Annotated in this window: 12 protein-coding genes; 3 read left to right on the top strand and 9 right to left on the bottom strand. The window is 68.3% G+C overall.

Annotated features, from left to right (window positions below; translation table 11 throughout):
* Positions 1 to 45 precede the first annotated feature (45 nt).
* From Pla133_RS06135 to Pla133_RS06125, 3 genes are all read right to left on the bottom strand, one after another.
* Positions 46 to 1,470, bottom strand: a complete 1,425-nt coding sequence (locus Pla133_RS06135) for a DUF3999 domain-containing protein (protein ID WP_145063542.1) — start codon at positions 1,468 to 1,470, stop codon at positions 46 to 48.
* Positions 1,467 to 4,325: a DUF2339 domain-containing protein gene (locus Pla133_RS06130; protein WP_145063540.1), complete on the bottom strand. Its 2,859-nt coding sequence runs from the start codon at positions 4,323 to 4,325 to the stop codon at positions 1,467 to 1,469. Before Pla133_RS06130 ends, Pla133_RS06135 begins: the two co-directional genes overlap by 4 nt.
* Before the next feature lie 387 nt (positions 4,326 to 4,712).
* Positions 4,713 to 5,144: a hypothetical protein gene (locus tag Pla133_RS06125; RefSeq protein ID WP_145063538.1), complete on the bottom strand. Its 432-nt coding sequence runs from the start codon at positions 5,142 to 5,144 to the stop codon at positions 4,713 to 4,715.
* A gap of 189 nt (positions 5,145 to 5,333) precedes the next feature.
* Between Pla133_RS06125 and Pla133_RS06120 the strand changes: the two genes are divergently transcribed.
* Both Pla133_RS06120 and Pla133_RS06115 read left to right on the top strand, forming a co-directional pair.
* Entirely contained in the window at positions 5,334 to 6,860 is a 1,527-nt protein-coding gene (locus Pla133_RS06120; protein ID WP_145063536.1) for a right-handed parallel beta-helix repeat-containing protein, read from the top strand.
* A 97-nt stretch (positions 6,861 to 6,957) separates the two neighbouring features.
* Positions 6,958 to 7,908 (top strand): hypothetical protein, encoded by a 951-nt coding sequence (locus Pla133_RS06115; protein ID WP_145063534.1) that lies wholly within the window; start codon positions 6,958 to 6,960, stop codon positions 7,906 to 7,908.
* 165 nt (positions 7,909 to 8,073) lie between these two features.
* Here the strand turns inward: Pla133_RS06115 and Pla133_RS06110 are convergent, their stop codons facing one another.
* The 3 genes from Pla133_RS06110 to Pla133_RS06100 form a co-directional block, all read right to left on the bottom strand.
* Positions 8,074 to 8,295, bottom strand: a complete 222-nt coding sequence (locus tag Pla133_RS06110) for a hypothetical protein (RefSeq protein ID WP_145063532.1) — start codon at positions 8,293 to 8,295, stop codon at positions 8,074 to 8,076.
* A 21-nt stretch (positions 8,296 to 8,316) separates the two neighbouring features.
* Positions 8,317 to 9,192, bottom strand: a complete 876-nt coding sequence (locus Pla133_RS06105; RefSeq protein WP_145063530.1) for a hypothetical protein — start codon at positions 9,190 to 9,192, stop codon at positions 8,317 to 8,319.
* 246 nt (positions 9,193 to 9,438) lie between these two features.
* Positions 9,439 to 10,362 (bottom strand): hypothetical protein, encoded by a 924-nt coding sequence (locus Pla133_RS06100; protein WP_145063528.1) that lies wholly within the window; start codon positions 10,360 to 10,362, stop codon positions 9,439 to 9,441.
* Positions 10,363 to 10,621: 259 nt separating this feature from the next.
* Between Pla133_RS06100 and Pla133_RS06095 the strand changes: the two genes are divergently transcribed.
* Entirely contained in the window at positions 10,622 to 14,125 is a 3,504-nt protein-coding gene (locus tag Pla133_RS06095) for a serine/threonine-protein kinase (RefSeq protein ID WP_145063526.1), read from the top strand.
* Between the two features lie 3 nt (positions 14,126 to 14,128).
* Here the strand turns inward: Pla133_RS06095 and Pla133_RS06090 are convergent, their stop codons facing one another.
* The 3 genes from Pla133_RS06090 to Pla133_RS06080 all read right to left on the bottom strand — a co-directional run bounded on the left by Pla133_RS06090 (position 14,129) and on the right by Pla133_RS06080 (position 21,478).
* Positions 14,129 to 14,797 carry an RNA polymerase sigma factor gene (locus Pla133_RS06090; protein WP_145063524.1) on the bottom strand — a complete coding sequence of 223 codons (669 nt, stop codon included), beginning with the start codon at positions 14,795 to 14,797 and terminating at the stop codon, positions 14,129 to 14,131.
* Between the two features lie 710 nt (positions 14,798 to 15,507).
* A complete protein-coding gene (locus Pla133_RS06085; protein ID WP_419192178.1) occupies positions 15,508 to 16,575 on the bottom strand; it encodes a proline iminopeptidase-family hydrolase in 1,068 nt (355 codons plus the stop codon).
* Positions 16,576 to 16,810: 235 nt separating this feature from the next.
* The gene (locus Pla133_RS06080) at positions 16,811 to 21,478 is read right to left on the bottom strand and encodes a LamG-like jellyroll fold domain-containing protein (protein ID WP_145168296.1); all 4,668 of its coding nucleotides are present in this window, start codon (positions 21,476 to 21,478) and stop codon (positions 16,811 to 16,813) included.
* Positions 21,479 to 21,857 lie beyond the last annotated feature (379 nt).

Here is a 21,857-nt window from a genome sequence, read left to right as displayed (position 1 = left end):
CGTGGAGCGCGCAACGTCCTGCGAGCCGCGGCTCGCTGAAACCCGCTAGCTGGATCGGAGCTGCTGGGCGAGGTTCCAACTGGCGCGCCCGAGCAAGGCGACTCCCAGGATCAGCACGCCCCACAAGATGTACGTGTTCCTGGAGCTCTCGATTGGCGCCTGCAGGACCGAGGGACCACCGAGATCTCGGAGCGGACCGAACTGCACGCTCTGCCGAGGCAGCTGGCTACGCTCGGCATCGGAGAGCACCTGCGTCACCGCGCTCCAGTCGAAGCGAGCGGCGGGCGCTTCCCGAGCACCGAAGCCCAAGGTGAACGGCCCAGCACCGCGGGCGACGAAGGCGAGCTGTTGGGGGTAGTAGAACAGCTCGAGCTCGGGCTCTCCGCCCCCCAAACCGCCGCCCTGCGGCTCCACGAGCAGGCGCCACCAGCGGTCCGTTCGACTTCGGATGTCGTAGGGAGGGTTCTGCGCAGAGACGTCGACGATCTCCCCCACCGAGTCCGCGGACTCGGAGACGGCGTAGAACCTGGCACGCAAGGCCTCGGACCACGGCCCAGCCTCGCTCCTCGCGCTCTCGAGCGTCGCCTGGATCAACGTGTTGTCGTTGGGCAGATGGACCTGCACGCCATTGACGGGCAGGGGCCCGGCGCTCGGGAAGTCGTAGACGTTCGGCTCGGCCTCCCGTGGCCTGCCCCCGAGACGGATCGAGCGCCGCTCCACGTCGCCCTGCTGCGGAGCGAGCTCGACGCGTACCCCGGCGATCGCCATCGGCGGCGGCTCGTCGAGCCAGCGCACGCGGAGATAGGGCCTGCTCTCCGCTGGGAATGCCACGTGGTCCTGCTGCAGCAGCGCGCCCTCTTGCTCGAGCCGCGCGACGGTGGCCTCCGGGACCAGTGTCGACCACGTCGTCAGGTCCTGGCTGGCCTCGAGGGCGTATACGGTCAGGAAGCTCTCGGTCCCCTGCGGGAGCTCCAAGGTCAGTCCGACTGCGGGGCGCTGTAGTTGGCCCGCGTCCAGGATGTAGGCCGCAACGGGGCGACTCGGAAGGTCGCCGACGGTCGCGCTGTCACTGGCCTTGACTTCGAGCACACGACCATCGGGCGACCGGCGCACCCGCAGCGCGAGATCGCTGCCCGGACCGAGCACCGTCGGCCCCCCATGGACGGCGAAGAGCGGCAGGGACACCGGGCCGTGCTCCTGGGTCGTGCTCTCGGTCAGCGCGCGCACCGCATGGGGCACCTCTTCGCCGTCCGCGTTGAAGACCCGCAGGTCGCGCAGATCCGCGTCGTGGATGCCTCGGTAGACCTCTTCGGGCAGGAGCAGCGTCTGGACGGGGCCGGGGTCCGTCGTCGTCAGCTCGATGCCGTAGGCCAAGTCGCCCATCCGGAGCGTGTCTGCGGGCGACTGGCTCGAGCTCGTCGCCAACGGATCGAGCAGGACGAGCGCCGCGACTAGCGCGAGGTCTTTCATGAGGCGTCACCGTCGGAGCCCGGCTCCGGCGCGGGAACTTCCGAGGACCCGGGCGGGATGGGAGAGAAGTAGCCAACGACCAACAGGAGCACCCCCACCACCAGGAAGGTGCCGATCTTCGCCACCGGATTCAGATGGGCGATGTCCACCAGGAACAGCTTGCCGACCACGACGGCCAACAGGACGCTGCCCGCGAACCACACGCTGCGGCTGCGCGAGCGTGTCGCCCACAGGATCGTTGTCAATCCGATCAAGGTCCAGCTGACCGAGACCGCGACCTGCATCGGGGAGTAGCCCCACAGAGCAGCGGGTTCGTAGGCGACTCCAGCGAAGTGGTGGACCGTGCGCGCCAAGATCCCGTTGAACCACAGGAAGGCCATCCCAATCAGGAGGGGCTCGGCAGAGACCGACGCGGAACGCACCCAGAACCAACAGCTCAGGAACGCCAGCCCGAGGGTCAGGTCCAAGGGGTTCAGCAAGGGCCAGTAGGGCAGCGGCTCGACGGCGCCGGCGGCAACCACGTTGGTGCGAACCTGCCAGAGGGCGATCAACAGAGCCAGGCCGCCGCTTGCGACGTCGCGATAGACCGCCTGCAGCTCTTCGGACCGAAGCCTCGGGCGAAGCTTGAATCCGCCGAGGGCGACGAGCAGCAACCCGGCCCCCACGGCGGCCACCGGCCAACTCCCGCCGAGGCTCTCCACGGCCCGCACCGAATGCGCCGACTGCAGCGCCGCCCAAATGGCGACGGCCCACAGCGCGAGCGCGTGCAGCGGGTTCCCGAGGGCAGGGTGATCGCGCGAGAAGCGGAAGAGCGTGAAGTACACGACCAAGCCGTACAACGGCCAGGCCACGAAGCCTCCACGATCCAAGAGACTGCTGATCAGCGCGGGCTCCATGCCGGCCACGGCGTCCAGATCGACCCGCGGCGGATTGACCGCCAAGATCTGGAGGCCGTACTGCAAGAGCAGCAGCAGCATGGCCGGAACGGAGAGCAGGGCCGGAATGCGCCCGTCTCGCCAGTTCAGGCGCTTCCCGCTCAGCTCGAACAGCAGGCCCGTCACCGCTACCGCGCCGACCAGAGCCGTGTTGCGGTAGTCGGAGGAGACATGTAGCCCTACCTCGCGGATGGCCGCGCTGTACCACCAGACCAGCGCCCACGGAATCAGCACGACGAGGCCCTTCGCGAACTTGCCGAGCGTCCCCCGATGACGATCGGCGAGGTAGGCGATCCCGAGCGCCGAGAGGGCCAACAGCGTGCTCGCTGCAAAGGGTGCGTTGAGGATCGGCTGCGTCGAGGGCGTTTGGCCCGCGAGCAGGCTCCAGACCAAGGCACAGCCGGCCATGGGCTGAAGGGCGACGCCTGCGATGCGAGACAGCGCGCGCTTCTGCCGGACGCCGATCCAGAACAGGCCGAGGCCCTCCACGGCCCAGGTCGCGCCCGCCAGGGACTGGTTGCTGAAGCCGTAGGGCACGGCCAGCGTCGCGAATCCGACGCCGAGCACCAGGAAGGCCTCCACCAGGTTCCGCATGACCCTGGGCGCGCGCTTGTAGAGCACGAAGGCCAGGCCCACGTAGACGACGGCCATGGCCAACGTGGTGTACGCCATCCCGAAGGGGCGGTCCTCGACCAGGGCATACTGCAAGCCCAGGACGGCCAGCGGCGTCCCGAAGGTCAGGCTGCCGTCCACCCAGCCCCTCAGGTCGGCTGGCCGCCGCAGGGCGAAGATCACGACGATGGCGACATACAGCAGGAAGAACGCGATCAGGAACGGTTCCGTGCTCGCGAAGTGCTCCGGCCGGTAGCTCGTGACGCCCCAGAGGGTCCCGATTCCGAAGGTGAACGCGAAGCCGAGCAGGTTGAGCGGGCGCCAGGACCGGAACCAGGCCACGGCCACGATCAGCAGGTTCAGCAGCAGGTAGTAGCTGAAGAGCACCACGTGATCGCCGCCGCCGGTGGAGGCCAGGATCGGCGCCATGAAGCCACCGAAGACCCCGATCACGATCAGGGCCAGGCTGTTCTGGGCCACGGCGAGCACCCCGCTGGCGAGGGCCACCCCGGCCATCAGACCGAAGGCCAGGGGCGCCGGCAGCAGCTGGTAGGCCCTGAGCGAGAAGAAGACGACCAGGTAGAGCGTCGCCACCCCCGCACCCTGCAGCGGCAACCCGAAGCTCGGCCGCGCCACCCGTTGCCACAGGCCCGTGGCGATCAGAGCGAAGCCGAGCAGGGCCGCCGAGGCCATCCGCAGCTCGATCGGGAACAGCGCGTGGTCGGCCGAATACTTGAGCAGCAGCACGACGCCCACGAGCAAGACCAGCAGTCCCACGCGGACCACCGTGTTGCCCCCGGTGAAGAACTCGCGCACCGCAGCGGTCGCGCGCTCGATGGCTCGGTCGAAGGGGCCCGGCGGCGGGGGAGGCCGGAGCGTGACGGTGGGGCTCGCCTCCCGGGCCTCCCCAGACAGGTCTTTCACGACCGACTCCCGCCGAGCGGGCCGCGGTCGAGAGGTCGGCCCGGGCCGTTGCGCCGCCGCGGACGGCGGAGCGGTCGGCTGGCTGTCGGGTGCCGTCGGGGCCTCCACCTCCGCGTTGGAGGGGACTGCGCTCGCCGGCTGCTTGGGCGGACCCGAGGCGGCACCTTCGCCCGGCAAGCGCTGCCCCCACTCGTCGAGCGCCGCCCTCAACGACCGCTCGTCCTCCCGCAGGCGCCGCACGTCCTCTTGCAGGGCAGCGATCGTCTTGCGCTGCGCGACAGCGACGCCGAGTCCGGCGCCAGCGGCTGCCCCGATCAGGCCCGTCGCCGTGCTTCCGCTCGCGAGGCCGATCAGGAACCCGAGCAAGGTCAGAAGCAAGGTCATGGTGTCTTCGATGCGGACCGCCGATCCGCGCTCGTCGAGACTCGGAGGAGTTGCAGCGCAGCCACCGACGGAGACTAGGTGATGCGAAGGCCTTTGGTGCGCTTCGATCGCGAGCACCGAGGATCTCGGAAGCACGATACCGGCTCCCACGGGGCTGCCCTGGGAGCTCCCTGATCGGGTGGGAGTCGCGACCGAGGGGGGAGCCAGGCGCTCGGTCGAGCGGCTTCGACCGTCCACCCCACCCACGCTCGTCGATCCCGGTCTCGCCCTGGCGCAGACCACGGTCGAGATCCGCCCCAACGGCCGTCGGCGGCGCGGCGATCAGCCCCCCCCAGGAAGGTGCCTCTCCGGCGAAGAGCCCGCCGTTCTTCGCGAGGACCGCGACCGTCATGACGTCGAGCCTTCCGTAGCGGAGGGTGTCGTCACGACGATCAGTGCGACCTTGTCGCGGCCGAGGTCATACCAGTGGCGAAGCAGACCCGGCGATGGAGCGTGCGGCTGTCCGATCGGACCCAGTTCCGGCAGAGGGGCATCAGCGGACGATCCCTCCCGGTCCACGGGCAAGTGAACTTCGCCGCCCTCGTCGAAGGCGTTTGCCGCCGGGCTGAACTTGACGTCGTTGACGATCTCCGCCTGACCGGGAAGGAGATGGCCTTGCCGACAGAGAACCGTCTCGCCGAGCCCCCCCCTTTCGTCCACGTCGATACGGACGAACGCATGGTCAGAGAAGTCGAGCGGATCGTCGACTCCACGGCACACCAGGATCTGGTTCGCGTCTTCGACCCGGACACCCCAGGAGTCCATGTAGTCGGTCGCCACGCGCCAGCGAGTTGGATGGCGTCGGTCCCGCCGAGCGGACGCTCGCACCCATCGAGCGGGCAACTGGCGGAAAGACGAGATATCAGGATTGTCATGTACCGAGATCTTGATCCGTGCCTCCTACTGAGTGCCCGGTCTGCGCCCCTCAGGGGCGTCGGGCAACCGCCAACTCGATCGGAGACCCCTCCCATGAAGCTCACCCCCGCCCTGCTGACCCTCACCGCCGCCGCCGCGCTGCACGGCCTGGCCGGCGCCGCCGACCTCCTGGTGGTTCCCGGTCAGAGCGTCCAGGCCGCGATCGACGCCGCCTCCCCCGGCGACCGCGTCCTGGTCCAGCCCGGCGTCTACACCGGGCAGATCGACTTCTCCGGCAAGGCCATCGAGGTCCTCGGCCTGGGCGGCGCCGCGGCGACCACCCTGGACGGGGGCGGGGCCGGACCGGTCGTCCGCTTCCAGCCCGGCCAGGGCACGGACGCGCGCCTCGCGGGATTCACCGTCACCGGCGGCTTCGCCTCGCTCGGCGCCGGCGGCATCAACGCCGGTGGGGCCACACCCACCGTCGAGGACTGCATCGTGCGCGGCAACGGCGGCAAGTTCGGCGGGGGGATCTCGGGCAACCCGATCCTCACGCGCTGCTCGATCCTGCAGAACTCCGCGTCCCTGACCCACGGCGGCGGCGTCTACGGCGCGCCGCAGATGACCGAGTGCATCGTGGCGGACAACACCGCCTCCTCGGCCCAGGGCGGCGGCCTCTACCTGACCGGCGGCAGCGCGTCGATCGTCGACTGCGTGATCGCGAGCAACCGCATCGTCTTCGGTGATCCGGCCAAGGGCGCGGGCGTCGCCGTGCACTCGAGCGCCCAGGTGCTGCTGAAGGGCTGCCTGATCGTCGAGAACGTCGGCTTCGGGAACGTCTTCGGCAGCTACGCCGGCGGCGTCTGGGCCACGTCGGGCACGACCATCGAGGGCTGCACGATCGTCGGTAACAGCGCCTCCGCCAACAAGGCCGAGGCCGGCGGCATCTGGGGCGCGGCGGTGGTGCGCAACTCGATCGTGCGCGACAACCTGCCCGACCAGCTCGGCGTCGACCCCGTCGTGACCTGGTCCGATGTGGCCGGCGGCGCGGCCGGGATCGGCAACTTCGACGCCGACCCGCAGTTCGCGGACGCCCTCGACTCGGCCGATCTGCACCTGCGCGCGACGTCGCCGTGCATCGACGCCGGCGACCCGACAGCTCTCGACCCCGACGGCTCGCGGGCCGACGTGGGCGCCTTCCCCTTCGCCACCCTCTACCAGCGCAGCAATGCCCTCGAGTCCGAGTGGACCGCGGCCAGTTGGTCGTCGATCTCGACCGCCGTGGGCGGCGTTCAGGAGCTGAGCCTGCTGCTCGGTGCCGCTTACGCCGGCGACACCTACGTCCTGCTCGGGAGCCTGAGCGGAACCCAGCCGGGTCTGGTGCTCGATGGACTCACGCTGCCCCTGAACCCCGACGCCTACACGATCGGGACGCTGACCGCGCCGGCCGCCTTTGGCCTCAGCGGCACCACCGGACTGCTTGACGGCGACGGCTCGGCGTCCTGCGCCCTGACGCTCGCTGCGGGCCTCGATCCCTCCCTGGCGGGACTGACCGCCAACCACGCCGCGGTGGTGCTCGACTTCACGGCCTTCGTGGTCTCGGCGACCACCGACGCGGTGGCGGTCCAGCTGGTCCCCTGACCCAGGCCCGCCACCGCCCCCTGCGGGGTCCCTCATCGGCATCAGGCCGGTGAGGGACATGCCTTCAACGACTTCGCGAACCACCTCCACGACTGCCATGCGACTTCTCGACCGCACCTCCAGCCTCAGCCTGAACCTCCCCCTCCGTCCCCTTGCCACGGGGTCGCTGCTGCTGGCCTCGGCACTCGCGCTCTCCGATCGCGCCCGGGCCCAGTCCATCGACGTCCCGCTGGGCCCCCAGGATTGCTACCTGCACGTCCACGCGACCGATTCGGCCGCACCTGCGACTTCGGTCGCCCTGTCGGCGCTGGGGGCCTTGCCCGGGCAGTCGCTGCTCATGGCGGGCTTTGGCGATATGGACAACGGCGCCGCGGGCGACACGATCCTGAGCCTGATCGGGCTCTTCTCGTCCGACGCGACGCTGCTCGGACCGGAGCTCGTTCAGCGCGTGCCAGGCGCCATCGACGCCGGTCCCGAGTTCCTCTCGTCACCCACGTGGACGGGGGCCGAGCCCACAGACATCCCCGAGGACTTCCGCATCACCAGCGCGATCCAGCCCAGCGCGATCGTCGAGATCCCCGTCGGCGCCGCGTACCTGTTCCTCGGCAACCACGATTCGCTCTGGTTCGACAACACCGACCCGGACTCCGACCTCGGTTGCCGCCTGACCGTGGTGGGGACCTGGAAGGACGTCGGCGCGGGCCTGGCCGGCACGTCGGGCACGCCGGTCCTCACGGGGACCGGACTGCTGCTGGGCAACGACCCGGTCTCCATCACGCTCTCGTCGGCCCGCCCGGGTGCGCCGGCCTTCTTCGTACTCGGCTTCAACGCCTCCAACATCCCACTGTTCGGTGGCACCCTGGTGCCCGCACCCGAGCTGCTCCTCGGGCCCTTCATCACCAGTGCCGCGGGCGAGCATGTGGTCGCGGCCACCTGGCCGGCCGGCCTTCCCGATCTCGTGCCGCTGTGGTCCCAGGCCTGGATCCTGGACCCCGCCGCGCCAGCCGGCGTCGCGGCCTCGAACGGTCTCGTGTGCTTGACCCCGTGAGTCCACCATCGCCGCGCGGCGCAGCGCCCTGGCTGCTCAGCCACCGCTGGCTCGGATCGCGGGCGCCGGCGAGTTGAGCCGAGTGAGGATGGGGCCCCAGGGTGCCCCGGCCGGCCCGAGGTCGGTACCAGCGCCCCGTCGAGTGGGCACGGACTCTCACCAGCGTCAACGGCCCTCGAACCGCAGCGCCTTGCCGCCCGTGCAGGGGGACGGCATGGAGGCGGAGCCGAGACCGACGAAGGCCCCCTGGAGGAAGACGGTCAGGCCGATCAGCGAGGTCGAGTTGGGGATCGAGAGGTCGAAGACGACCCCGATGCCGACCCACGGTGATCCGTAGTCCGGCACGTCCGGCAGCCCGACGTTCAGCAGATCCGCGGTCCGCACCATCGCGCGGCCGCACTGCGCCACTCAGGGCTGCGGCGCGCCGATCAGGATCGTGCCCAAGGCACTCATTCCGGGCAGTTGGCTCGCGAGGTCGAAGCCCAGCCATTGGGCGCCGACCGACTTGCCGATGAGGTTCGGATCCGCGGGGATAGGAATCGACAGGGCGGCGTGGCCGCTCGCGTCGCTCACCGTGGGCGTGATCAGGATCGCGCTCTGGTAGAGCGTGCAGCCCTGGAAGGCGGGTCCGGCGAACGCCGTCAGCTCGAGGGGCAGGGGCAGGCCCAGCCACTGGTCCGTCGTGCCGAGCATCATGAAGGCAGGGCTGAAAGCCGGTGCGCCATCGAGCACGACCTCGAAAGTTCCGCTGCCGGATTCGGTCGTGCCCTTGCCCGAGACCTCCATCGGGGTGCCCAGGTAGTTGGCGCAGGGGAGCCCGCTGATCTCCATGGTCGAGAGGAAGTGGCACGAGAGCGGCAGGGTCAGCTCGACATCGAAGGTGCCGAAGTACCAGACGCCGCCGCCATTGCCCAGAGCTTGGAAGCGGACCAGGATCTTGTTGGACGCGCTCCACTGGAAGCAGGCCGACACGGTCTTGCCTGCCACTGGACCGAAGTCCGACTCCATGGTCCAACTGGCCTGCTTGCTGCCGAAGGTCGGCGCCGGCACCCAGGAGTTGCTGGCCGCCGTCAGGTTGGCACCCGGCGTCAAGACCGTGGCGGTGATGGTGACGAAGTCGCCGCCGCCGCCACAGGATTGCGAAAGGGCGAAGTCGAAGCAGCAGTTCCCGGTCGGAATCGCCGAGACAATCAGCGCCGGCTCACAACTTTGAACTGCTTGCGCGTTGCCGAGCAACAGGGTCGAGGTGGCGAGGAGAGCCGCAAGGCGAATGATGGTCTTCATGGCGAGGTCTTCCGTGCCGCGTCGATCGCGGCCTGGGTTGAAGGATCGGAGAGTGCTTCCAAGAGGTCATTCGCGGTCGCGCGGACGACCGGGACAGAAGACCGCCAGATTGCTCAGGCGCCTGAGCGGCGACCGCAGAAGCACCCGCCCAAGTCGTGGTCGGTGCCGTCGATCGACCCAGCCCGAACGGGAAGCACTCCGCCTCGGAAGAGACGGAGTGCCGCAGGTCGCCCGAAGGCTGGCCGCTCAGGAACCGGTCAGCGTCAGCGGAACGGGGTTGCTGGCGAACTTCAGCGCTCCGTTGAAGTCGAAGGTGAGGCCAGCGTGGTGCAGCCCGAGGCCGGCGAGGCTCGGCGAGAGGCCGGCCGGGACGTTGATCGAGCAGGACGCCTGGCCGGTGCCGTCCAGGATCCCGAAGGTGCCGGCGAAGACGGGCGTGTTGATCGATTGCAGGGTCGTCTGCAGGTAGGCGTCGAAGTTGAGCGGGATCGTCGCGTTGCCGAAGACGACCCCGGGGCTCGTCCCGCTGGCCGATCCGATCACGAGGTAGATCTCACCGGCGTGGGCGGCGCCGGCGTCCAGGTACAGGACCTGGGGACCGCCAGTGGTAAGGGGAACCGTGATTCTGTCGGTCGAGAGGGCCTCGAGGCCGAACCACTTGTCGAAGGGCAGCGTGAAGACGTCGTTTGAGCTGTCCGTGTCCGGCTCGGAGAACGGCGCTGCGATGACCTGCACGGTCACGGACGAACCGGGTTGCATGCTCGTACTGAGGCCCGCGCTGAATTTCCCCAGGCAGCCACAATCGGACCCTCCAACAACGAGAGGCGTGCATGGAGCGTCGACGATGGCACCGGTGCCCGACCCAACAGTGAAGTACTTGCAAAGCAACGCTTCGCACTGGAACGAACTGCAGTTGTTCTCGATGTCAGAGGCAGCGACAAGTCCCGACCAAGCCGGAATGCCTGGCACTGAGACGTCGAGCACGAAACTCAGGTCCTTGGGCTGACCTGCATCGGAAGAATCGAGCCCAACGGTAACTTCGACCAAGACCTCTCCCGGCGTCGATCCCGGCAGGAACTGAACAGCTTCGATGGAACGATCGCTCGCCTGGGCGATCGCGTCGGGAACCTGCAGGACGAGGAGGCAGGTGAGCAGGGCGATGATCTTCATGGGGAGAACTCCTGTCCCACGCATGTTGGTGGGCTGAATCGGGGGTTGTCGGCCGGGGCGTACAGACGACTGGTCGTAAGCGCGCGGACCAGTGGGACAGGAATCTCCGGGTTGTTCGCAGGCCCTCGCCCCCCACCTCCGGCGCGCCCCGAAGCCACCCCCCAGGGCGCCCGTCCGGCCGCGCCCTCCCCCCTGGACAGCCGCCGGGGACCGGATAGCATCGAGGCGCTCCTACCGGCCTCCCCATCCGGCGAGCGCCATGGACCACGACGAACTCGCTCGAGCCGCTTGCTTGGTGGACTTCCTCGAGCTTTACGTGGCCGACGTCGAGCGGGGCTCGACGAGGGAGCTCGAGCACTACACCCGGCGCTTCCCGGGGCACGAGGAGCTGGTCGCGCGCGAGTTCGAGGCCCTGCGGGCCCGGTCGACGGGCACGGCCGCGAGCCCGATCCCGCTGCCCGACCTGCCGGGCTACCGAGTCCTGCGCGAGCTGGGTCACGGGGGCCAGGGCACCGTCTTCCTGGCCGAGGACCTCGACCTCGCCCGTCCGGTCGCGCTCAAGGTCGTGCGCACGACCTTCGGGCGGCCGACGGCGACCCAGCGGGCCCGGTTCGAGCGAGAAGTCGGGATCCTCGCCGGCCTCGATCACCCCGGCATCTGCGCCGTCTACCGGGCACACCTCGACCACGACCCGCCGTTCGTGGCCATGCGGTACGTGGCCGGCCCCACGCTGGAGAAGCTGCTCACGGGAGACGGGCCCAGCGGCCGAGCCCCCTCGGGCTCTATCGAGTGCACGCCGACCGAGCGCGAGGAGCTCGAACGGCTGCTCGCCTTCTTCGAGGCCGCTGCCCGAGCCCTGCACGCGGCACACGAAACCGGCATCCTCCACCGAGACGTCAAGCCGGCCAACATCGTCTGCGGCGATGGTGGGCGACCCGTGCTGCTGGACTTCGGTCTCGCGCGCCCGCTCGACGACGGCGGGCACCACGTGACCCGCACCGGCGAGTTGTTCGGCACGCCCGCCTACATGTCGCCCGAGCAGTTCCTGGAGCTGCCCGAGGCGCTCGATCGTCGCACCGACGTGTTCTCGCTCGGCGTGACGCTGTTCGAATGCCTGACGGGGCGGCGTCCCTTCGACGCGCCGAGCCAGCTCCAGCTCGAGCGGTCCATTCGCGAGGATCCCCTGCCACGCGCTTCGCGCTACAACCCGAGCCTGCCCTCGGAACTCGAGGTGGTCCTGGCCGCGGCCATGGAGAAGGACGTGCGCCGGCGCTACGCGACGGCCCTCGACCTGGCCGAGGACCTGGCGCGCGTACGCGAGCGGCGACCGATCCACGCCCGCCCATCGAGCCTGCTCCTGCGCTCGCGGCGCTGGACGCAACGCAACCCGGTCGCCGCGATGACGGTCCTGCTGCTGACCCTGGCCGCTATCGGACTCTCCGCCGCGCTCGCCGGGCTCTCGCTCGAGAGCGCGAAGACGCAGGCTGCGCTGCGCCTCGCCGAGAGTCGCAACTTGGCCGCGGCGGCGCTCACCTCGCTCGAGCGCGACCCCGTGGGGGCACTCGAGCAGGCGCTCGCATCCCACGATCTCGAGCCTGGGGTTCACAGCCGTGCGGCCCTCTTTCGCGCCCTCGCAGACCTGCAGGTCGAACGGCGGATCCTCATTCCGGACGTCGCCAACGCGGCCGCATTCAGCCCCGATGGCGGCTCCATGGCCATGTTCGGTGACCGAGGCAATCGCCTACTCGTGATCGATCTGCCCGGGGGACGTCCCGCCCTCGATCTCACCCTGCCGGGTCATTCCCAAGCCGTCGACGTCACGAACGGGGCGACGCAGGTCGCGATCGGACTCATCGACGGTCGCACGCTGCTGTACGACCGACGCGACGGGTACGAGGCGCGCGTCCTCGCGGCCGGCGAGGGAGCGGTGCGATCGGTCGCCTTCTCGCCAGACGGCTCGTTGCTCGCCTGCGGCCGCGACGACGACCTCGTGCACCTGTGGGACACGGAGACCGACAGGCAGGTCGGCACACTCGCGGGTTCCCTCGGTCCGCCCTGCGGGCTCGCCTTCTCACCGGATGGAAGCTGGCTGGCGAGTTGGGTCAAGGAGCTACGCGATCTTCCCGACCGCCCGGACCCCACCGTAAGGCTCTGGGACGTCCCCGGCCGGCGGCTCGCCGCAACCCTCGAGGGGCATCAGGCGCGGGTGACGATGGCGCGCTTCTCTGCCGACGGAACGCTGCTCGCGAGCGCTTCCGACGACGCGACGGTTCGCGTCTGGGAGCTCCCCGCGGGGCGCTGCAAGTACCTGTTCCAGCACCCCGGCAGCGTGAAGGATCTCGCCTTCCGTCCCGACGGGAAGGAGCTGGCCACGGCTTTCGATCCCGGCGAGCCGGGCTTCTCCGAGTCCGGGGGTGCGCGGGTCTTCGACCTGGCCGATGGCAGCCTGCGATTCGAGCTCTCGGGCCACGAGTCGCGGGCCGTCTCCAGCATCGACTGGACCGCGGACGGGCAGCGCATCGCCACCGGCTGCTACGACGGGACGGCACGCGTCTGGGACAGCACCGACGGACGGGAGCTCGCCTGCATTCGGGCCAATGAAGGCATCGTGAATGGCGTCCGCTGGTCGGCCTCAGGGCAGCTCTTCGTGCGCTACAAGTGGAGCCTGTCGGTCATCCAGCCCGAGGGCAACGTCGGGATGCCGCGGCTGACCGGGCACGCCGCCCCCATCGTGGCAGCCGCCTTCTCGCCTGGCGGCGCGCGTGTGGCGACGGCGGACACCGACGGAGTGACCCTGGTTCACGACGCTCGCTCGGGCAGTCTGCTCGCACGTCTGGAGGCCGGGCCGGACGCGGTGCTCCAGCTTGCTTGGTACGACGAGCGGCACCTGTTGACCGGATCCAAGGCGGGGCGCTGTCGGAAGTTCGACGTGGACAGCGGTCGGTGCGCATGGGACTTGGCCGTCGGCGACGAACCGGTTGCGCTGCTTGCCATGCTGAGTTACAGCGCTGGATTCCTGGTGTCCTCAGGCGCGGACCTGTTTCGGTTCGACCTAGGTGGAGCGGGCCGGCTCGTCTTCCGCGGGCACGCAGCCGAGCTCCGCTGCCTCGACGTCTCGCCCGACGGCGCGTGGGTAGCGACCGGCGCGGCGGACCGCTCCGCGCGCGTCTGGGACCTCGCCACGGGCGCCTGTCTGAACGTGCTGAGCGAGTGGCTGCCGACGGCCTATGAAACCGAACGCAACGTCGATTCCGTCCTCTTCCATCCGGACGGGAGGAGCCTGGTGGCCGCCTCCCAGGACGGCTGCGTCCGCCAGTACCGACTGCCCGGGGGTGACCTCGAGCGCAGCATCGGGCCCGTGACCCGATTCGGGCGCCTGCGCTGGCTCGACGAGGGGCAACGGATCGCGTGCATGGCGAAGTGGTCCTCTTCGATCCAGGCGTTGAGCCTGGACACGTTCCAGTTCACCCAGGTCTTTCCCACCGTGATGGGCCGCATGCTGGCGCTCGACACGTCGCCGGATCGGGCGCTGGTGCTCACGGCTGCCACGGACGGGTCGACGCTGCTGTGGACGACCGAAGATATGTCGGCCTGGGCGTCCGTGAAGGGCCACTCCGGCCCGGTCATGAGCGCCGCCTTCTCACCCGACGGCACGTGCTTCCTCACGGCTTCCGCCGACGGTACCGCCCGCCTGTGGCCAACGGACCCGGCAGCGGTCGCGCGCGCCAAGTGCGTAGCGCTGACACTCCAAGCCCCACCTTGAGGCTCAGCCGGCGTCCGCGAGCAGCTCGCGAGCCCAGGCGCGTTCTCGCAGGCTGTCGCGCAGTCGTAGCCAGCGCTTGCGGGCCGCCTCGTGGCTCAAGCCGAGCACCACGGCGACCTCCGACGCCGGGCGGCCCTCGAGTCCGCAGTGCACCACCAGCGCGCGCTCCTCTTCCGGGAGGCCGGCGAGGTGTTCGACCAGACTGGCCATACCCTCGTCGCGCGCGATCCGACGGGTGAACGAAGTGACCGGGTCGGGAACCTCGGACAGACGCGCGAAGCCACCCCCTCCACCGCTCGACCCGGCCTCCGTATGCCCGCCCCGCAGACTCTGGGCCGCCGCCCCCGCGGAGCTTCGAAAGGTGTCCAGCAGCTCGTACTTCATGACCTGGAAGATCCAGCCACGAAACGAGGCTCGCTCGGGATCGAAGCGCGGGAAGGCGCGCAGGGCGCGCAACCAGATCTCCTGCAACACGTCTTCCGGATCGACCTGGCGCCGGACCTGCGCGCCGAGTCGAAGCTTCAGCCAAGCGTAGAGTGCTGGCGCTACGCGCCGATAGAGCTCGTCGAAGCGCTGCTCGTCGCCCGCTCGAATCTCACGCACGACTTCGTTCGTGTCCGGAGCGCCGGAGAGCGCGTCAGCCTCGGGCTCCTCAGGTCCGATGGTGGACATGCGGCACTCTGCACGCTTCGTATCGCGGCCGCCGGCTCAGCGCCGTCATCGGGAGTCGCCGGTGCTGCCCCGATCGCTGTTCAGTCTTGATCAACTCGGTCACCAACTGGTGTCGGCCGTTGCCCGCGATCGGTGTCACCTGTAAGACCCTGTGTCCCAGAAGCTTCGCATCCTAGCGAGCGAACGACTCCTCGGGTGTCGAGGATCCGCCGACTGGAAGGGCCATGCTGCCCTAGGACCGATCTGCGGGCCTCGGCCCCTCTGCGTCGGCCCGCTGCGCCGGGGTCACCAGGAGCCCTACACCCCGCGCGTGCACGCCCCAGGGCTCTCCAGCGCTGGCCGCGAGTTGATTCAGGGCAGCCTTTGACCCCGGCTGCCCCCGGGTTCGCGCAGGCGAATCGCCGGCGATGCGCCGATGGAGTCGGCCCACCACCGAGCGATACCTCGGGAGCGATCACGAGTCACGTCGGCACTGAGGACTCCAGAATCGTCGGAGTGCTCTAACGGTGGAATGACTGGACCGGGCGCGCTCCTACCGAACTCGAGGCCTGCCCACGAACAGCGCTGCTCTCGCGCCAGATCAAGCTTGCGAGCCTTCGGCGGCCTGGCTGGAAAGAGCACCCTCGGCGAGTTCTCCAGGGATGCGCCCTGAGCACTCACCGCACGAGTGCGGCCGCATCTCGAACCACGAACGGGGGCTCCGTCGCAGCCTAGGTGACGGCTAGCGCAGTCGCGCCGGCGTCCACGTCCTGGAGGAAGCGGATCAGGCCGTCCATGTAGACCTGCTGGTCGTCGTAGAGGGCGCAACGACTGCCGTCGGGGCAGAAGAGGAAGCGCCCCCTCTGAACGGTCTGGGCCATCCACTCCAGGTACACGGGATCCATGTTGTCGTGACGGGCGACGATCACCAGGGTCGGCACCGTGATCCGGTCGAGGTCGGCGGCGCGGTCCCAGGTGGCCAACTTGCCGCTCGCCCCCAACTCCCTGGGGCCCTGCATAGGCACGTAGATATCGGCGTTCAGGTGATCGAACCCGCGGTTGACCGGCTCCGGCCACTGCTCCAGGGGCACACGGAGGAAGTGCTCCACGTAGTGGTGCTCGTACAGCAACTCCATGTAGCGCGGGTTCTCGTAGTCCTGCGCGGACTCGAAGGCCTGGAGCGCTGCGAGAACCTCTGGATCCATCGTCTCCTTGAAGAACCTCTCGGCGTACTCGTTGTAGGCCGGAATGCTGGACATCATGTTCGAGACGATCAAGCCCTTCAGATGGTCTTGACGCCGGAGCGCGTACTCGATCGCCAGCATTCCGCCCCAGGAATGGCGGTAGAGGTAGAACTCGTCCGCGTCGAGGCCGCGCGTCTGGCGCACCTGCTCGACCTCGTCGACGAAGCGAGGCAGCTCCCGCAGCTCCGGTTCGTCGGGTTGATCGCTGTAGTAAGACCCGAGCTGGTCGTAGTAGTAGTACACGACGCCGGCGGCGGGCAGGAAGCTGTCGAAGGCCTCGAGATACTCCTGGGTCAGCCCGGGACCGCCGTGGAGCAGAAGCACCTTGATCTTCGGAGCATTGCCCACGCGCTTGTTCCAGACCTCGAAGCTGCCCTTCGGCTTCTCGATCGGGACCATCCTGACGCCGCCGTTCAGGCGGTCGTCGCGGTCGGAGTAGTCGAGGTAGCTCTCGGACGCTGAGTGGACGGAGCTCGGGCCGGCCGTGTGCGGGGCCTGACAGCCGAGCAGAGCGAAGCAGACACAGATCGAGATCCCGCGGAGCGTAGGGAGCAAGACGGCATTCAGGTGACGGGCGATCCCTGGTCGTTGTCACGACCTGAAGCACGACCGCGGGCGGAATCGATGCACCATGAACCCACGCATCAGGACTCCCCCACGGCCGCCAAAGCACGGCCGCAAAAGCACCGCCCCACCAGCTCGACTCCACCGGGCCGAGCTCGGTCGCGCTCGCAGCCCCTCGGCTGACCCGAGGCTCGCCCGGCCTGGACGACCTCGGCTCGAGGTCAACTCATCCACTCCGACCGGTGATCGTTATGTAGCGCTGTTTCGCCATCACGCTGTCGGTCCCCGGAGGAGTCACGGTGAGGGTGACGGTGTAGACGCCTGGCCTCAGGTAGGTGTACTCCGGATTCGGGCGTTGCGATTGGGTACCGGCGCCGTCGACGAACTCCCAGCTCCAACTGGAGACCGGCCCTGTCGATCGGTCGGTGAAAGACACCTTGGTGCCAGCGAGCCCACTCGTCGTCGAGGCGCTGAAGTTCGCACCAGCCGGCGTATCGATCAGCCCGGCGATCCCCATGTACATCGAGAGCCCGACCTGGAAATCGGTAGCGATCGCCTCGAGCGCGAGGTAGGCGGCGAGCGTCACCCCCTCGGAATCGATCGTGAGCACTGGCAACTGAAGGAAGGCCAGGACGTCAGGCACCAGGCCCGCAACGGTCGCGATGCTCTTGGGAAGAAGCACGTGCTCGAGATACCACGGGTCCTTGTGATTCGCCTCTGAGTGCCAGACGGCAAGGGCCAGCCCGAGATGGAGCAACGCCAGGACATTGTCTGCGACGAGGCAGACGTCGTCTTTCCGCCGCAGCTGTCTCTTGGACAGGAGCCTGCCCATCACGTCCCACTTGATCGCGACTGCATTCAGCACGAGGAGGCCCCACTCGCTGAACCACAGGACGTCGGCGAGAAGCTCGGGCTGATCGTCAACAGGGAAGAACTCGCCGTTGATCGGCTTGGCCAAGGGGAATCCGCCCGGCCAACCGAAGACCTGGCCACCGAAGTCGCAGCCCCAAGCGATCCACTCGAGCCTCGAGACCGTCTGCTCAGCCATGTCGAAGCCTTCGGCCCATGCAGCAGGACGCTTCGGGACGATCGTCGCCAGCTTGCTCTCCTGCCCCGGATCGATCAGGACCACCTTCTTCCCGGCAGCTTTGCTCACCTTCGCGGCCATCTGGCACGCCGACTCTGCGTCGAGTAGCAGCGAGAGCTCTCCACCGACAATGGCGAAGCAGCTCGAGACGATGGCACTGAAGAGCTTGAGATCGTGGAACTCGTCGAGTGGCGCAGCCACATCTGCCCGCGATCCGCTCTGCAACGGCTCGTAGTCGGCCACATTCGCGGGCGACTTGCCCGAGATGGCCTTGTAGATGACTGTCGTGGGGATCGAGACGCCCAGCGTCATCAGGTTCAGGAGATTGAGCTTCAGCTCGCCGAGCTCGTTGTCCGCAGTGACAAGATCCCAGAGCGTATGGACCGGGCCGAGGTCGATCGGAGCCTCCAGCGCTTCGCGGACCCAGAGGACGGCGTCCGCCACGAGCTCGAACAACAAGCCGACGACCACCTTCGCGAAGTCCAGCGCAACTTCGATGCCGATCTCGAGGACTGTGACAATCCCCGCCATGAACTGGTCCATGTCCAGCCCCATGTTGGCGTCGCTGTTGAAGGCGTCATAGAAGTAGGTCCGCGCCTGGCCGAGCTGGGAGCGGATCAGTGTGCTCTGGATCTCGTCGTCCAGCAGCGCCTCGATGCCCTGGATCAGACGCGCAACCGCTTCGGGAGGCCCGCCCATCCCGATCGCCACACCGGTGTCGTAGGCCAAGACCGAGGGACTCGAGAACTTCTCGAGGAACCAGTGAACCTTCTCCTCCGCCGCCGGATGCCGTCGGGACGCAGCGAGCTGCCGGTTCGTAGCGATGGGCTTCGTCGCGAAGTAGCCCTTGAGCTCCTCCGCGATGCCGACGAGGTAGTCGGAGAACTGGTCGACGCCGTTCTCGAAACGGGGCTTCTGAGCGAGGATAAGCTCGGAGAAGCCAGTCAGCGTCCGGTCGATGTCCCGAGCGAGCCGCGCCTGGACGACGCGGATGTCGTGCCAATCGAAGAGGAAAGACAGCCAATCGACGACCATCGCGACGTCGCTCGCGATCTTGGCGAGGACCGCCTGGGCTACTGCCGCTGCCTTGGTGGCTGTATCGATCACGAAGTTCTTGACCCGATCCCCGATCAGCTGGATCTGGACCTCGAGTCGATCGACCAGGTCCACCGCCTTTCGGACGACGACTCGGACGACCTGCTCGGCGTGGCTCACCACAGCCTTCCACCACTCCGTGACACCGTGGCCAGCGGTGAGTCCCTCGGTCCAGAACGGACCTTCCGTTTCAGCTTTCCAATAACCACCACCTTCCTGCACCTGCGTCTTCGCCAAAACCTCGTAGGTCGATGTCGACGTCGCGCGAGCACCCAGGCCCACGGAACCGTCGAAGGCGATGGACCAGCCCTCGTTCTCCATGCAGTCGTGGGTGATGCTCTCGCTGCAGCACTTCCACTCCCAGCACTCGCAGTGCGCCATCCCGGGCGACGACAGCCGCGACACCGGTCCTCCGTCGACTTGCGCGTCGAGCTTCTCCTCCGTGTAGCGGACGGAGCGCATCATGGCCTTGATCGCGTTCTGCGCATTCGCCGCACCCTCGACACTGACCCCTTCGCGCAGGATCCGTTTGCCGTGGACCTCCGCAGCGTAGAGCTCGCCGTCCGACAGTGTGGCGAGCCTGGTGTGCACGTCGGTCGCCGGGAAGAGAGTCACGACGGCGTTGCGCGCCATGGTGTCGGTGCGAAGCACCAGACCGGCCGTCGCGAGCCCGGTGGCCTCGCTCGAGATGATCAAGCGCCCCGTCGCACCGGCCGAGACGGGCTTCAGTGCCTCGCCCGCGGTCAGGGACAGGGGCGCCTGTCCGTCGATCGCGAGCACGGCGTCCTCGGTCACGCCGACGTAGACCGTGTGGACGTTCTTCGGAAGGCGCAGGCTGGTGCGGTAGGCCGCGTAGCGCTCGGCGCGCCCGTCGACCAGCCACAGGTCTTCGCTCAACTCCGATCTCCACTCCAGTCCGACCGCGCCCGGCGCGACGATGCGCCGACGAGTGAAGGATTGGGGCGCCGCCTTGCCGAAGTCGGAAGCGATCAGTTCCGGGACATCGACGAGGAAGTCGACGGTGCCCTTCCCAGAGGCATCGTTGGTCCGCGATGACAGCGTCAATAGCGTGCTGGGCCCTAGGCGGATCGACTGGGGCGCGAAGCCCTCGATGAGCTTGGCCAGGTCGGGCTGGCCCTCGCGGAAGACCCAGGCACGGCCCCAATAGCCGGGCTCGGCATAGAACGCGATGTCTCCGACCTGCAGCTCCGGGACCTGGCCTTCGTCCTCGGCTCCGCAGATCGCGCGCCGGAACAGACCCCTCGCCTCGCGATCGCTCGAAAGACGGCAGCGGTCGTCGCCGACGGTCAGCCAGCGGCCGTCATCGAGGCATCGGAGCGAGAAGTTCCCGCCGTCGCCCTCCTCGACGGCGGCGAAGGGTGTCGCCGGCGAGCCGATCCCGAACCAGTCATCGATGCTCGTCGCGTGGCCCTCGTGACTCGGCGCGTAGATGGCGACGGCGGTCTCGCGCGGATCATCGAGGGGCTGATCCAGGGGCTCGATCGCCAGGAGACCTTCATGGGGCTTACGGACGGCCGAAGGCTTCGCCGAGATGCACGAGGTGGTCGTCAGTGCGAGCTTCAATCCGAGCGTATTGCGGCCGGGGCTGTCTCGCAGCGAAGCGCAGAGGTAGACACCTTCCTGGCTGGTCCCTATGGCCCACGGAGCCGTCGACACCCTGTCGCGAGTCGAGTCGATCCTGACCGACAACGGAGTCGACACATCGGCGGCTGCCATGAGTCGGGTATGGCCGAAGTTCGGCAAGTCAGCAACGGCTTGCTGCGTGACCCCCTGACCACCGACTTCGCTGAAGAGGGTGACGACGGTGTTGGGCCCCACTCGCATGGAGCGTGGTGAACAGTGTCGGAGGTCTCCGCGCGCGTCGGATCGGTCGGGACTCCCACCGAGGAGCCAGGAATGACCTTGGAAGTCAGGGTCCGAAAAGAGCACGGCCTCGCCCTCCAGCGCGAGCCGCAGCGCGCCGCCGTCAGGGATCGAGGCAGGGATGAGCTGTACGCCGGGCTTGATCGAGACCTTCTGGCCGCTGACGTGGTCCTCCAGCGAGGGCACGGGTGCGCCGATTCCCTGCACCACGCCGGGCGGCACGTTGACGTAACTGATGAGGCCCCTCTCGTCCTGCGGGTTGACGAGACGCCCGTACATGCTTGCGACGATTCGATCGGCATCGAATGCGACGTCCCACATGCGGACCTCATCAATGAGACCGGTGATCGAGTGGACGTTGGTTTGCGGGGTGTAGAACGCCTTGAACGGCGTAGCCCCGAAGCTGACGGGGCCGGGCATTGGCGGTGCGGCCACGGGTGCGTAGGACGCGCTGGCTTTGCCGTCCACGTAGATCCGGAACTCGTTCTGCTTGTCATCGTAGGTCACCGCGAAGTGGATCCACCGGCAGGTGCGACCGACCAGGTCGATCCACGGGGCTTGCTCTACCGCCCCCGCGACGAAGCCGGTGAAGGCTCCGAAGAGGCGTTCATTGCCGTAGTGCCCTGCGAGCGAGAAGACTCGGCGACCATTCGATGGCCTTCGATCGCCGATGCTGAAGATCGACTCTGCCACATGGGTCGGGTCTTCGACCCACATCCAGAAGCTGAACGTGAACGGCTCGACCCCGTTCCACGTCGCGGGAAGCTGATACTCGAACCAACACGTAGTGGCTCCGCACGACAGATCGAACGCCCAGTAGCAGCTCATGGCTCGACTCCCGGTCTTCTGACATCGGCAGCCGCGAAGCTACTGCTCGGATCGCAAGTAACAACGACGACGGCCCGGACCACCGCTCTCGGAGCCTCGGTTCCTCGGTCTTCAAGACGGCAGACGCCCTCTCTCCCGGATGCTTGATCCACGCGTGGTGAACACCTCCTCGGCCATTCACCAGCCGTAGATCTGCTTCGCGTCTCGGTCGAGGTTAGCGAAGGCCCCTGATGCAGGGCACGAAACCTCGGCCCGCGGTTGATCCGCTTGCCCGCGAAGATCGTCAGCGCTTCGGTCGAGCCGCAAGACAGCCCGATGCCGCCCAGCCGCCCAGCCGCCCATGAGCCTCCAGAATTCCATCACATGGGTCGCAAAGAGC

This window comes from Engelhardtia mirabilis (genome assembly GCF_007748095.1).
GTDB lineage: Bacteria > Planctomycetota > UBA1135 > UBA1135.
The sequence above is the reverse complement of the archived record's forward strand: the minus strand, read 5'-3'. Positions and strand labels throughout refer to the sequence as shown.

Excerpts from the sequence above, each read along its gene's own strand:
- Pla133_RS06110 (WP_145063532.1), bottom strand. The coding sequence starts at position 8,295 with ATGGTGCGGACCGCGGATCTGCTGAACGTCGGGCTGCCGGACGTGCCG.
- Pla133_RS06135 (WP_145063542.1), bottom strand. The coding sequence starts at position 1,470 with ATGAAAGACCTCGCGCTAGTCGCGGCGCTCGTCCTGCTCGATCCGTTG.
- Pla133_RS06090 (WP_145063524.1), bottom strand. The coding sequence starts at position 14,797 with ATGTCCACCATCGGACCTGAGGAGCCCGAGGCTGACGCGCTCTCCGGC.
- Pla133_RS06095 (WP_145063526.1), top strand. The coding sequence starts at position 10,622 with ATGGACCACGACGAACTCGCTCGAGCCGCTTGCTTGGTGGACTTCCTC.
- Pla133_RS06080 (WP_145168296.1), bottom strand. The coding sequence starts at position 21,478 with ATGAGCTGCTACTGGGCGTTCGATCTGTCGTGCGGAGCCACTACGTGT.
- Pla133_RS06100 (WP_145063528.1), bottom strand. The coding sequence starts at position 10,362 with ATGAAGATCATCGCCCTGCTCACCTGCCTCCTCGTCCTGCAGGTTCCC.
- Pla133_RS06115 (WP_145063534.1), top strand. The coding sequence starts at position 6,958 with ATGCGACTTCTCGACCGCACCTCCAGCCTCAGCCTGAACCTCCCCCTC.
- Pla133_RS06130 (WP_145063540.1), bottom strand. The coding sequence starts at position 4,325 with ATGACCTTGCTTCTGACCTTGCTCGGGTTCCTGATCGGCCTCGCGAGC.
- Pla133_RS06105 (WP_145063530.1), bottom strand. The coding sequence starts at position 9,192 with ATGAAGACCATCATTCGCCTTGCGGCTCTCCTCGCCACCTCGACCCTG.
- Pla133_RS06120 (WP_145063536.1), top strand. The coding sequence starts at position 5,334 with ATGAAGCTCACCCCCGCCCTGCTGACCCTCACCGCCGCCGCCGCGCTG.